11 protein-coding genes are annotated in these 12169 nt (G+C 73.7%); 8 read left to right on the top strand and 3 right to left on the bottom strand.

The genetic code is table 11. The features are described from left to right. Nucleotides 1-76 precede the first annotated feature (76 nt). The gene (gene ilvD, locus ABT129_RS15250; RefSeq protein WP_351900917.1) at nucleotides 77-1930 is read left to right on the top strand and encodes a dihydroxy-acid dehydratase; all 1854 of its coding nucleotides are present in this window, start codon (nucleotides 77-79) and stop codon (nucleotides 1928-1930) included. A gap of 193 nt (nucleotides 1931-2123) precedes the next feature. On the opposite strand, the gene ABT129_RS15245 is transcribed toward ilvD, so the two are convergent. Next, a complete protein-coding gene (locus ABT129_RS15245) occupies nucleotides 2124-4319 on the bottom strand; it encodes a serine/threonine-protein kinase (RefSeq protein WP_351900915.1) in 2196 nt (731 codons plus the stop codon). 158 nt (nucleotides 4320-4477) lie between these two features. Between ABT129_RS15245 and ABT129_RS15240 the strand changes: the two genes are divergently transcribed. From ABT129_RS15240 to proC, 6 genes are all read left to right on the top strand, one after another. After that, nucleotides 4478-4858, top strand: a complete 381-nt coding sequence (locus ABT129_RS15240; RefSeq protein WP_351900913.1) for an SH3 domain-containing protein — start codon at nucleotides 4478-4480, stop codon at nucleotides 4856-4858. A gap of 35 nt (nucleotides 4859-4893) precedes the next feature. Next, nucleotides 4894-5433 carry a hypothetical protein gene (locus ABT129_RS15235; protein ID WP_502981775.1) on the top strand — a complete coding sequence of 180 codons (540 nt, stop codon included), beginning with the start codon at nucleotides 4894-4896 and terminating at the stop codon, nucleotides 5431-5433. Between the two features lie 142 nt (nucleotides 5434-5575). After that, a complete protein-coding gene (locus tag ABT129_RS15230; RefSeq protein ID WP_351900911.1) occupies nucleotides 5576-6694 on the top strand; it encodes an NAD(P)/FAD-dependent oxidoreductase in 1119 nt (372 codons plus the stop codon). 32 nt (nucleotides 6695-6726) lie between these two features. Beyond that, the gene (locus ABT129_RS15225) at nucleotides 6727-7650 is read left to right on the top strand and encodes an ABC transporter ATP-binding protein (protein WP_351900909.1); all 924 of its coding nucleotides are present in this window, start codon (nucleotides 6727-6729) and stop codon (nucleotides 7648-7650) included. Continuing rightward, the gene (locus ABT129_RS15220) at nucleotides 7647-8384 is read left to right on the top strand and encodes an ABC transporter permease (protein WP_351900907.1); all 738 of its coding nucleotides are present in this window, start codon (nucleotides 7647-7649) and stop codon (nucleotides 8382-8384) included. The genes ABT129_RS15225 and ABT129_RS15220 overlap by 4 nt, the downstream gene beginning before the upstream one ends. Before the next feature lie 118 nt (nucleotides 8385-8502). Then, nucleotides 8503-9312 carry a pyrroline-5-carboxylate reductase gene (gene proC / locus ABT129_RS15215; RefSeq protein ID WP_209495394.1) on the top strand — a complete coding sequence of 270 codons (810 nt, stop codon included), beginning with the start codon at nucleotides 8503-8505 and terminating at the stop codon, nucleotides 9310-9312. Nucleotides 9313-9342: 30 nt separating this feature from the next. On the opposite strand, the gene ABT129_RS15210 is transcribed toward proC, so the two are convergent. After that, a complete protein-coding gene (locus tag ABT129_RS15210) occupies nucleotides 9343-9939 on the bottom strand; it encodes a cysteine hydrolase family protein (protein ID WP_351900904.1) in 597 nt (198 codons plus the stop codon). Nucleotides 9940-9984: 45 nt separating this feature from the next. Between ABT129_RS15210 and ABT129_RS15205 the strand changes: the two genes are divergently transcribed. Continuing rightward, nucleotides 9985-11028, top strand: coding sequence for a GlxA family transcriptional regulator (locus ABT129_RS15205; RefSeq protein WP_351900902.1), 1044 nt, complete (start codon nucleotides 9985-9987; stop codon nucleotides 11026-11028). Here ABT129_RS15205 and trpS read toward each other — a convergent pair. Beyond that, nucleotides 10995-11993, bottom strand: coding sequence for a tryptophan--tRNA ligase (trpS, locus tag ABT129_RS15200; protein ID WP_351900900.1), 999 nt, complete (start codon nucleotides 11991-11993; stop codon nucleotides 10995-10997). The two genes, ABT129_RS15205 and trpS, sit on opposite strands and share 34 nt — an antisense overlap. Nucleotides 11994-12169 lie beyond the last annotated feature (176 nt).

Raw genomic sequence — 12169 nt, 5'->3', positions numbered from 1 at the left:
CGGACGCGCTGTCCAGATCTTGGTCCGTCGGCGTACGCTCGAAAGCAAGCACCCCCATCACGAGGAGCGAGCGACGATGCCCGAGCTGAGGTCCCGCACAGTCACCCACGGCCGCAACATGGCGGGCGCACGCGCCCTTATGCGCGCCTCCGGTGTACCCGGCGCGGACATCGGCCGGAAGCCGATCATCGCGGTCGCCAACTCCTTCACGGAGTTCGTCCCGGGCCACACCCACCTCCAGCCCGTCGGCCGGATCGTCTCCGAGGCCATCACGGCCGCCGGGGCCATCCCGCGCGAGTTCAACACGATCGCCGTCGACGACGGCATCGCGATGGGCCACGGCGGCATGCTCTACTCGCTGCCCTCCCGCGACCTGATCGCGGACAGCGTGGAGTACATGGTCGAGGCGCACTGCGCCGACGCCCTGATCTGCATCTCCAACTGCGACAAGATCACCCCCGGCATGCTGATGGCCGCCCTGCGCCTCAACATCCCGACGGTCTTCGTCTCCGGCGGCCCGATGGAGTCCGGCCGCGCGACCCTGGTCGACGGCACGGTCCGCACGCTCGACCTGGTCGACGCCATCTCCGACGCCGTGAACCCGAACATCTCGGACGAGGACATCCTCCGCATCGAGGAGAACGCCTGCCCGACCTGCGGGTCCTGTTCCGGCATGTTCACCGCCAACTCGATGAACTGCCTGACCGAGGCCATCGGCCTCTCCCTCCCCGGCAACGGCTCGGTGCTCGCCACCCACACCGCCCGCAAGGCGCTGTACGAGAACGCGGCCCGCACCGTCGTCGACATCACCCGTCGCTACTACGACGAGGACGACGCCTCCGTCCTGCCGCGCTCCATCGCGACCCACGCGGCCTTCGAGAACGCCATGGCGCTCGACATCGCCATGGGCGGCTCGACCAACACGATCCTGCACCTGCTCGCCGCCGCCCAGGAGGCCGAGCTCGACTACGGCCTCAGCGACATGGACGAGGTCTCGCGCCGGGTGCCCTGCCTGGCCAAGGTCGCCCCGAACGTCGCCAAGGACCGCACGTACTACATGGAGGACGTGCACCGGGCCGGCGGCATCCCGGCCATCCTCGGCGAGCTCTACCGCGCCGGCCTGCTCAACGAGGACGTCAACTCCGTCCACTCCCGCTCCATCAAGGAGTGGCTGGACGCCTGGGACGTGCGCGGCGGCTCCGCGACCGAGGAAGCCGTCGAGCTGTTCCACGCGGCCCCCGGCTGTGTCCGCTCGGCGACCGCCTTCTCGCAGTCCGAGCGCTGGGAGGCGCTGGACGTGGACGCGGCCGGCGGCTGCATCCGCGACGCGGCCCACGCGTACTCGAAGGACGGCGGCCTCGCGGTCCTGCGCGGCAACCTCGCCGCCGACGGCTGCGTCGTGAAGACGGCCGGCGTCGACGAGTCGATCTGGACCTTCGAGGGCCCGGCCGTGGTCTGCGAGTCGCAGGACGAGGCCGTCGAGAAGATCCTCAACAAGCAGGTCACCGACGGCGACGTGGTCGTCATCCGCTACGAGGGCCCGCGCGGCGGCCCCGGCATGCAGGAGATGCTCTACCCGACCTCCTTCCTCAAGGGCCGAGGCCTGGGCAAGACCTGCGCGCTCGTCACCGACGGCCGCTTCTCGGGCGGCACGTCCGGCCTCTCCATCGGCCACGCCTCGCCCGAGGCGGCCTCGGGCGGCACGATCGCCCTCGTCGAGGACGGCGACCGCGTCCGCATCGACATCCCGAACCGCTCCATCGAGCTGCTGGTCGACGAGGACACCCTCGCCGCCCGCCGCGAGGCGCTGAACGGCGTCTACGAGCCGAAGAACCGCCAGCGCAAGGTGTCGGCCGCGCTGCGCGCCTACGCGGCGATGGCGACGAGCGCCGACAAGGGCGCGGTCCGGGACGTGACGAAGCTGGGCTGAGCCCGCGGGGCACAGCGGACACCGGGAGGGGAGCGGGCTGACGGCCCGCTCCCCTCCCTCGTGTGTACGGGGGGGTGACGAGGCGGACGACCCGTCGGCACTCACCGGGACGGCTCGCCACGACCGCCCACCGGGAATCCGGCGCTCAGGACCCGCCGCCGATCAGGACTCGGCGCTCACCGGGACGCGAGGCTCACCAGGACGCCGGGTCGCGCGCGTCCACCGCGAAGACGGAGCCGTCCGGAGCCGTCCCGAACACCCGGTCCCCGGCGACCAGCGGAGCCGGCACCAGCGTGACGTACCCCCCGAGGCGGCCGTTCGGCAGCTTCGGCCGGGTCTGGCCGATCAGCGCGCCGCGCGCGGTGTCGACGGCGAGCAGCCGCCCGTCCTGCACGGAGAAGTAGAGGTGGCCGCCCGGGCCGAGGACGGGGGCCGAGACGTTCTGCGCGGCCGTCTCCAGCTCCCACAGCACCCGCCCCTTCTCGGCGGCGGTGTCGAAGGCGGTGAGGTGTCCGTCCGCGTCGAGCAGGTGGACGACCGCGCCGCGCACGGCGACGCCCCGGAGGTCGATCCGGTGGGGCAGGGAAAGCCGCCGCGCGGACGTGCCGTCGGGGCCGAGCAGCACCAGCCCGTCGGTCAGCGTGCCCTGGTAGCGGGAGGCGAGGAGCAGCGTCCCGTCGCCGGTGCGGCCCAGCGGGTCGAGGTCGCCGTCGAGGTCGTGGACCCAGGCCTGCCCGCCGGTGCGGGGGTGGATCGCCGCGACCCGGGTCCGCTTCCCGTCGGGCGAGATCTCGGAGACCGGGAGCAGACCGGACGGAGCGTCGTACGGCCCGGGGCGCGGCGCCGTGAAGCCGGGCAGGCCGTGCCGCCAGAGCTCCTTGCCGGTGCGGCTGTCGACCGCCCGGAACCCGCCCGTCCCGTCGGCGAGGACGACGGCGGTGCCGGCCGGCCGGTAGGTCTCGGGGAGCTCCGCGCCGGCGGTCCAGGCCGGTGCGCCGCCCCCGTCCGGGTACGCCCGCAGCGGCCCCGTCGGAGCGGCGGCGCCGACCAACCCGCCCGCACCGTCCGCGAGGAGGACGGGCACGGACGGGGACTCCGCCGTGACGGGCGAGGTCCGCGACCAGAGGACGGCTCCCGTCACGGGGTCGAGCCGGGCGAGGTCGACCCCCCGGGCCGTGCAGTACAGCGCGCCCCCGCCGTGCGTGCAGGCGGGCGCGGCCGTGGGGCCGTGCTCCTGGAGCGCGGTCCGCCAGCCGGCGAAGGCGGTGGCCACCTCGTCCGGGCGGGCCGGGGCCTCGGGCCCGCGGCCCGCCGGGGTGCTCAGGGCCGCGTACACACCGGCGCCGGTCAGCGCCAGAGCGGCGGCGACGGCGATCGTCAGGCGCGGCCGCAGGCGCGCCCGGCCGGTGCGCGGGCGTCGGCCGGGCGGGGCCGGCACGGTGGCCCGCACCGGCGTGTCCGCGTCCCACGCGGGCGCGTGGCCCGGCTCGCCGCCCTCCGCGCCGTCGCTGTGGGGCAGCGCGGGCCGCCGCCGCTGCGCCGGTATGAACGCCTCCGCCGCGTACGAGGGCGGCAGCAGCGCCGCCATGATCTGGGCCGGGGTGGGCCGTTCGGCGGCCTCCTTGGCGAGGCAGCGGGCGACGAGCGGCGCCAGCTCCGCCGGGACGCCCGTCAGATCGGGCTCGTCGTGGACGACCTGGTACGCCACGATGTACGGGCTGTCGGAGTCGAACGGGCCGTGCCCGGTCGCCGCGTGCACGAGGACCGAGCCGAGGGCGAAGACGTCCGCCGCGGGCCCGACCTCGCGCGGCCGCTGGAACTGCTCGGGCGCCATGAACGGCGGCGAGCCGATGAGCTTGCCGGTCTCGGTGTGCAGGTCGCTGTCGACGGGCCGGGAGATGCCGAAGTCGATGACCTTCGGGCCGGTGTCGGTGAGCAGCACGTTGCTGGGCTTGAGGTCGCGGTGGACGACACCGGCGCGGTGGATGTCGCGCAGGGCCTCGGCGAGCCCGGCGGTGAGCCGGCGCAGTTCGGCGGGGGACAGGGGTCCGTTCCGCCTCACCTGGTCGGCGAGGGTGGGTCCGGGGACGTAGAGGGTGGCCATCCAGGGGCGTACGGCATCGGGGTCGGCGTCGACGACCGGCGCGGTGAAGGCGCCGCTGACCCGGCGGGCCGCCGCGACCTCCTGGCGGAATCGCGCCCTGAACTCGGGGTCCTCCGCGTACCGAGCGTGTACGACCTTGACCGCGAGCCGCAGCCCGGAGGCGGAGGCCGCGAGGTGCACGACGCCCATGCCGCCGGAGCCCAGACATGCCTGGAGACGGTAGTCGCCCGCGTACTCGGGCCCCTCGGCTTCCCGGTCGGCACCGGTCCCGCGCAACGGCGGCATCGCCCACCCCCGTGTGATTCCCCGTCACCTCGCGCGCACGTGCGCGAACTCGACGGAGCCTAGTCCATGGCCCCCTCGATGTCGGTGGAGCTTGCTAGCCTGCGCGTCGCGGAGAGTGAAACTCGGCGGAGCGCTTTTGCGCCAAGGGGGAGGACACGATGGGTACGGACGAGAAGACGGACCAGAGACCGAGCGGGAACAGGGCGCCGGGGGACGCCGTGGCGACGGCGGGCGCGGTGGTGTCGGCCGACGTCGCGGTGACGGCGGCAGCGGTGGTGTCGGCGGGCGCCGGCACCCGCTACGCGGTCGCGCCGGGCTACCGGGTCAACGTGCGCTCGGGCCCGAGCACCCAGTACCCGCTCGTCCGGGCGCTGCCCCTGGGCGCCACGGTGGCGATCTCCTGCCAGAAGAACGGCGAGTGGATCAGCGGCCCGTACGGCACCACGAGGATCTGGGACAACATAGCGCCGGGCGAGTACATCTCCGACGCGTACGTGCGCACGGGCAGCGACGGCTACGTCGCACCGCGCTGCACCTGAGCCGCTTCTCCGCCGCCCCGGGGATAATCGACCTCGTGAGCGACGAAGAGCAGACCCCCAGCACCACCGGTGGCCGTACCGGCGGCACCCCCGCCGGTACTCCCACCGGGCCTCAGCCCGAGGAGATCCGTTTCTTCGGCACGACCTGGGTCGATCACAGCGGCAACTACACGCTGCGCCGCATCGGCCTGGCCGTCGGCTCGCTCGCCGCCGCCGTCGCGGCCTGCTTCGTGCTGCGCTTCGCCTACCAGGGCCTGGAGATCGCGGACGTCGGCGGCATCGTCAACATGCTGGTCGTCGTCATGTTCGCGGTCTGCAGCGCCATCGCCTTCCGCAAGACCTGGGAGGGCTACCTCCGCCGCCCCGCGGACCCGGCCCGCGAGGAGTCCCTGCGCAGCCTCAAGGCGATCGGCTTCATCGGCACGCTCCTCGCCTACTGCGTCCGCTGCCTCGTCGAGGCACCCGGCGAGAAGCTGCGCCGCGAGGAGTACGAGACGGCCCGCACCCAGTACGAGAAGCGCCGCGGCGCCCGCACCGGGAACCCCGCCACCCGCAAGAAGCCCAAGCGCAAGTAGGCGGACGAAGACACGGCCGCGAGCGCCGGAACGCCGTCGCGCGCCACCGGGAGCCGGACGCGAGCGCCCGGGCGCCGAGGCCCACGCCGACCGGCCCGCGGACCGATGTCACATTCCGAGGGGCCGCGTTCGTCCCCCTCGCATGAAGACGACACCGCAGCAGCGCCCCGGCCACCCGACCCCCCGCGTCCTCGTCCTCGGCGCGGGCTACGCGGGCCTGATGACCGCCCTCCGTCTCGGCCCGCACGCCCAGGTGACCCTGGTCGACCCGGCCGACCACTTCACCGAGCGGGTACGGCTCCACGAGCGGGCGGCCGGCCGCCCCGACGTGACCCGCCCCCTCGCCCGGTTCCTCCACCGCACCGGCATCGAGCACGTCCCGGCCCGCGCCACCGCCCTCGACCCGGAGGCCCGTCTGGTCACGACGGACGACGGACGCGGCCTTCCGTACGACCGGCTCGTCTACGCCCTGGGCAGCCGCACCGCCCTGCCCGCCACCGCCGGTGACCCCCGCGCGTACACGGCGGAGTCCGCCGAGGCGCTCCACAAGCACCTGCGGGACCGCCCCGGCGCGGTCACCGTCGTCGGCGGCGGTCTCACCGGCATCGAGATGGCCACCGAGCTGGCCGAGACCTACCGTCCGCTCGGCACCTCGGTACGCCTCCTCTCCGGGGGCCGGGTGGCCGCCGGGCTCTCCCCGCGCGGCGCGGCCCATGTCCACCGGGCCCTCCAGGCCCGGGGCGTCCGCGTCGAGGAGGGCCGCAGGGTGGCGACCGCGGACGAGGTCGACGGGGACGTGGTCGTCTGGGCGGCGTCCTTCGTCCCGAACACCGAGCTCGCCGGAGCCGCCGGCCTCGCCCTCGCCCCTTCGGGCCGGGTGGCGGTCGACGCCACCCTGCGCTCGGTCTCCCACCCGGAGATCTACGTCCCCGGCGACGCGGGCGCCGCGGCCCACCCGGTCGCGGGCGGCGAGCTGCGGATGTCCTGCGCCACTGCCCTGCCCACGGGCATCCACACGGCCCGGTCGATCGCCCGGGAGCTGCGCGGCGAGGAGCCCGAGCCCCTGAGCTTCGGATACCGCTTCCAGTGCGTCAGCCTCGGCCGCCGCGACGGTGTCATCCAGTTCGTCCGCCCGGACGACTCGCCCCGCGACCGCCTGATCACGGGCCGCCCGGCGGCCACGTTCAAGGAGCTGGTGGTGAGCGGCGCGACGTGGCTCATCGGGCGCTCGGCCCACCGCGTCCACCCGCGGAGTGCTTGACGGCGGATACCGCCGGGAGCACTATTCATCACATGATGAATTACCCGGCGGGTGGGGCCGCCGACAAGACCGCACCCGACACCACGACACCCGCCCCGCCCGAACCCCCCGAGCCCGCCCGGCCCGCCACGACGGGGGCGGCCACGACGCCACACACCACGACCGAGACGGCCACACCCGCCCCGGCCATCGCCGCGCACGGCCTCACCGTCGTGCGCGGCGACCGCACCGTCCTGCGCGGCCTCGACTTCACGGTCCCGGCCGGCCGCGTCACCGGCCTCCTCGGCCCCTCCGGCTGCGGCAAGTCCACCCTCCTGCGCGCGATCGTCGGCACCCAGGCCAAGGTCGACGGCACCCTTCAGGTCCTCGGCCGACCCGCCGGCGATGCCGGCCTCCGCTCCCGCATCGGCTACGTCACCCAGGCCCCCTCCGTCTACGACGACCTCACCGTCCGACAGAACCTCGACTACTTCGCCGCCGTCCTGCTCCCCGGCCGCGCCCGCCGCCAGGAGCGCCGCACCGTCGTCGACCGGGCCGTCGAGGACGTCGACCTCGTCTCGCACGCCGACTCCCTGGCAGGCCGGCTCTCCGGCGGCCAGCGCAGCCGCGTCTCCCTCGCCGTCGCGCTCCTCGGCACCCCCGCCCTGCTCGTCCTCGACGAACCCACCGTCGGCCTCGACCCCGTCCTCCGCCGGGACCTGTGGCAGCTCTTCCACCGGATCGCCGCCGAACGCGGCACGACGCTCCTCGTCTCCTCACACGTGATGGACGAGGCCGAACGCTGCCACCGGCTCCTCCTCATGCGCGAGGGCGAGATCCTCGCCGACGACACCCCCGAGGCCCTCCGCCGACGCAACGACACCGCCACCGTCGAAGAGGCCTTCCTCCGCCTGGTCGACGCGGCCGCCGCCCGCGCGGCGCACCCCCGAACCACCCACGAGGAGCCCCGGTCATGAGCAGCGCCCGCACCCTCGCCACCGCCGCGCGCGTCCTGCGCCAACTGCGCCACGACCCGCGCTCGATCGCCCTGATGCTCCTCGTACCGTGCGTGATGCTCTTCCTGCTCCGCTACGTCTTCGACGGCAGCCCGGGCACCTTCGACACCATCGGGGCCTCGCTCCTCGGCATCTTCCCGCTCATCACGATGTTCCTGGTGACCTCCATCGCCACCCTCCGCGAACGCACCTCCGGCACCCTGGAACGCCTCCTCGCCATGCCCCTCGGCAAGGCCGACCTCATCGCCGGCTACGCCCTGGCCTTCGGACTCCTCGCCGTCGTCCAGTCCGTCCTCGCCACCGGCCTCGCCGTCTGGGCCCTCGGCCTCGACGTCGTCGGCTCCCCCTGGCTCCTCCTCCTGGTCGCCCTCCTCGACGCCCTCCTCGGCACCGCCCTCGGCCTCTTCGTCTCCGCCTTCGCCGCCTCCGAGTTCCAGGCCGTCCAGTTCATGCCGGCCGTGATCTTCCCCCAGCTCCTGCTCTGCGGCCTCTTCACCCCGCGCGACCGGATGGCCCCCGCCCTCGAAGCGATCTCCGACGTCCTGCCCATGTCGTACGCCGTCGACGGCATGAACCAGGTCCTCCGCCACCCCGAGATCACCGGTGACTTCGTCCGCGACACCCTCGTCGTCGCCGGATGCGCCCTCCTCGTCCTCGGCCTCGGCGCCGCGACCCTCCGCCGCCGCACCGCGTGACCGCCCCTCGGACGCCCGCACACCGGCCGGCCCGCCGGTGCGAGGATGTCCAAGCGGACGAATGAATCATCCATCCGCATGGACAGGCGCAGGCCCCTTCCGGCGAGGTGAAAGACCCATGACCCAGACCGTCGCAGTCCTCGGCACCGGCAAGATCGGTGAAGCGCTCCTCAGCGGCATGATCCGCGCGGGCTGGCGCCCCGCGAACCTCCTGGTCACCGCCCGCCGCTCCGAACGCGCCGAGGAACTCCGCGCCCGCTACGGCGTCGAGACCGTCACCAACGCCGAGGCAGCCAAGCGCGCCGACACCCTCATCCTGGCCGTCAAGCCCCAGGACATGGGCCGTCTCCTCGACGAGCTCGCCCCGCACGTCGCCGCCGACCGCCTGGTCATCAGCGCCGCCGCCGGTATCCCCACCTCCTTCATCGAGGAACGTCTCACCACCGGCACCCCCGTCGTCCGCGTCATGCCCAACACCCCCGTCCTCGTCGACGAGGGCATGTCCGTCATCTCGGCCGGCAGCCACGCCACCCCCGCCCACCTCGCCCACACCGAGGAGATCTTCGGCGGCGTCGGCAAGACCCTCCGCGTCCCCGAGTCCCAGCAGGACGCCGCCACCGCCCTCTCCGGCTCCGGCCCCGCGTACTTCTACTTCCTCGTCGAGGCCATGACCGACGCCGGCATCCTCCTCGGCCTGCCCCGCGCCCAGGCCCACGACCTCATCGTGCAGGCCGCCATCGGCGCCGCCGTGATGCTCCGCGACAGCGGCGAACACCCGGTCAAGCTCCGCGAGGCCGTCACCTCCCCGGCCGGCACCACCATCAGCGCCATCCGCGAGCTGGAGAACCACGGCGTCCGGGCCGCCCTCATCGCCGCCCTGGAAGCCGCCCGCGACCGCAGCCGCGAACTCGCCTCCGGCAACAGCTGACCCACCGCCGCCCGCCGCCGGGACCGGCCATCACCGGCTCCCGGCGGACGCCCCCCGCACGACGTCCTCCGTCGACACGACCTCCGCGAACCGGCCCCCGTGCAGGGAGACGGCCGTCGCCCGCGACAGCTCGTCGGCACCCGCCGCCCAGCCGAACGGCCCCTCCAGGTCGAAGGTGTGCATGGCGTCCAGCGGGAACACCACCTCGTAGCCGAGGTTCCCGCCCATCCGGGCCGTCGTCTCGTTGCACATGTTCGTCTGGATCCCGACGATCACGATCTGCGCGATCTCCTGCCCGGACAGCCACCCGTCCAGCGACGGCTCCCCGTAGAAGGCCGAGTTCACGCTCTTCGTCACCAGCAGCTCCGGCCCGCCGCCCTTCCCGCGCCGCTCCTCGACGAAGTCCTTGAACGCGTTCCCCACGTACCCCGTCCGCAGCGGCGAGCGCGATCCCTCCGGCGAGTCGTGCCGCACGAAGACGACCGGCCGCCCCGTCTCCTGCCACAGGTCGATCAGAGCCGCGATGTTCTCCTCCGCGGCCGGGTTGTTCCGCTTCCCCCAGAACTCCTCCTCGAAGCCCTTCTGCACGTCGATGACAACCAGCGCTGCGTTCTCCGCGATCTCCATACCCACGATGCTCCCGCCGCGGAGCCTCCCTTCCCAGAAGGAGGAATGACAGCGATCGATGCTTTACTGCCACACGTGACGCCGACCCCCGCACCCCGCCCCCAGCGCATCGCCCTCCTCTCCTTCCCCGGCATCCGCGCCTTCGACATCTCCGTCATCACCGAGGTCTGGGGCAGCGACCGCACCCTCCGCGGCGTCCCGCCCTTCGAACTCCACCGGGCCGCCGCCGACCCGGACACCCCCATCTCCCTGCGCGGCGGTCTCACCCTCACCCCCGACCGCCCGCTCAGCTGGCTCGACGACCTCACCACCACCGACCTGGTCCTCGTCCCGGGCATCGAAGACCCCGACGCCGACCTCCCGACCCCCGTCCTCGACGCGCTCCGCCGCGCCCACACCGCGGGCACCCCGGTCGCCTCGCTCTGCGCCGGCGCCTTCGTCCTCGCCCGCGCCGGACTCCTCGACGGCCGCCGCGCCGTCACCCACTGGCACCTGGCCAGAACCCTGGCCACCCGCCACCCAGCCGTCCAGGTCGAACCCGACGCCCTCTTCGTCGAGGACACCGGCGTCTGGACCTCCGCCGGCACCGCCGCCGGTATCGACCTCTGCCTCCACCTCGTCCGCACCGCCCACGGGGCCGAGGCAGCCGCCGCCATCGCCCGCGCGATGGTCACCGCCCCCTTCCGCACAGGCACCCAGGCCCAGTTCATCGAGCACCCCACCCCCCGCGCCGACCGCGACGCCGACGCCCTGGCCGATGTCCGCGCCCACGCCCTCGCCCACCTCGACGAGCCCCACACCGTCGCGACCCTGGCCGCCCGCGCCGGCATGTCCCCCCGCACCTTCGCCCGCCACTTCCAGGCCACCACCGGAACCACCCCTCTGCACTGGCTCATCACCCAGCGCGTCGCCGCCGCCCAGAAACTCCTCGAACTCACCGACCACCCCCTCCCCGAGGTGGCCCGCCGCGCGGGCTTCGGCAGCGAGGTCACGATGCGCCAGCACTTCGCCTCGCACCTCGCCACCAGCCCGCGCGACTACCGCAACGCGTTCCGTCACCCGGCGGGCAACAGCCCGATCGCCCGATAGGCCCGGTCCACCAGGGGCCGCGCCGTCTCCCGGGCCCGCAGGGCCCCGTCCCTCAGCACCTGATCCACGTGGCCGGGGTCCGCCGCGAGCTCGGCATGCCGCTCGCGCACGGGCCTCAGCAGCTCGACGACCGCGTCCGCCGTGTCCCTCTTCAACGCTCCGTACGATTCATATACACCGGCCAGCGCCTCGGGGTTCCCACCTGTCGCGGCCGCCATCAGATCGAGCAGATTCGCGATCCCGGGTTTGGCCTCCCGGTCGTACTCCACGTCCCGCCCGCTGTCGGTCACGGCCCGCATGATCTTCCGCCGCACGGTCTCCGCGTCATCGAGCAGATAGACGATCCCGGCCCCGTTCGCGTGCGACTTCCCCATCTTCGACAGGGGGTCCTGAAGGTCCATGACCCGCGCCGCCACCTCGGGCCGCGTCGCCCTCGGCACCGTGAACGTGTGCCCGTACCGCTGGTTGAACCGCACCGCCAGGTCCCGCGTCAGCTCCACGTGCTGCGTCTGGTCCTCACCCACCGGCACCTCGTCGGCCCCGTGGGCCAGGATGTCCGCCGCCATCAGCACGGGATACGTCAGCAACGACAGCCGCACGCCCTGCCCCGCAGCCCGCGCCAGGACGCTCTTCTCCCTGTACTGGATCATCCGCCGCAGCTCGCCGTCCGTGGCCGTGCACTCCAGCAGGTACGACAGCCGGGCATGCTCGTCCACGTGGCTCTGCACGAACAAGGTGCACAGCCCCGGATCGAGCCCCGCGGCGAGAAGCAGCGTGGCCGCCTGCCGACTCAGCCGCCGCACCCGCGCCGGATCGTGCTCCACGGTCAGCGCGTGCAGGTCCACGACGCTGAACAGCGCCTCCGCCCGATGCTGATCGACCTCGACCCACCGTCGTACGGCCCCGAGGTAGTTGCCCAGCGTCAGGTGCCCGGTCGGCTTGACCCCGCTGAAGATCCTCTTCATCGCGTTCCTCTCCCTCTTCTCCTGGGCGCCGACCCGGCGGCCCGGCTCCCGGAGGGGGAAACGCGAACGGCCGCCGAGGCGGCGGCCGCTTGCTGCATGCGCGAGTGGTGGGCCGCCGTCAGGCGTACGCTCCGGGTGTGACTACGCGTGCGCTCACCACCCGGTGGTGGGCCGCC

The organism is Streptomyces sp. NPDC002057, assembly GCF_040296665.1.
In the GTDB taxonomy this organism is placed as follows: domain Bacteria; phylum Actinomycetota; class Actinomycetes; order Streptomycetales; family Streptomycetaceae; genus Streptomyces.
This window is presented reverse-complemented; position numbering and strand designations above follow the sequence as displayed.

Bases quoted from the DNA above. Each gene is read 5' to 3' on its own strand.
- ABT129_RS15210 (WP_351900904.1), bottom strand. From the start codon at position 9,939: ATGGAGATCGCGGAGAACGCAGCGCTGGTTGTCATCGACGTGCAGAAG.
- proC (WP_209495394.1), top strand. From the start codon at position 8,503: ATGACCCAGACCGTCGCAGTCCTCGGCACCGGCAAGATCGGTGAAGCG.
- ilvD (WP_351900917.1), top strand. From the start codon at position 77: ATGCCCGAGCTGAGGTCCCGCACAGTCACCCACGGCCGCAACATGGCG.
- trpS (WP_351900900.1), bottom strand. From the start codon at position 11,993: ATGAAGAGGATCTTCAGCGGGGTCAAGCCGACCGGGCACCTGACGCTG.
- ABT129_RS15220 (WP_351900907.1), top strand. From the start codon at position 7,647: ATGAGCAGCGCCCGCACCCTCGCCACCGCCGCGCGCGTCCTGCGCCAA.
- ABT129_RS15205 (WP_351900902.1), top strand. From the start codon at position 9,985: ATGACAGCGATCGATGCTTTACTGCCACACGTGACGCCGACCCCCGCA.
- ABT129_RS15230 (WP_351900911.1), top strand. From the start codon at position 5,576: ATGAAGACGACACCGCAGCAGCGCCCCGGCCACCCGACCCCCCGCGTC.
- ABT129_RS15245 (WP_351900915.1), bottom strand. From the start codon at position 4,319: ATGCCGCCGTTGCGCGGGACCGGTGCCGACCGGGAAGCCGAGGGGCCC.
- ABT129_RS15240 (WP_351900913.1), top strand. From the start codon at position 4,478: ATGGGTACGGACGAGAAGACGGACCAGAGACCGAGCGGGAACAGGGCG.
- ABT129_RS15225 (WP_351900909.1), top strand. From the start codon at position 6,727: ATGATGAATTACCCGGCGGGTGGGGCCGCCGACAAGACCGCACCCGAC.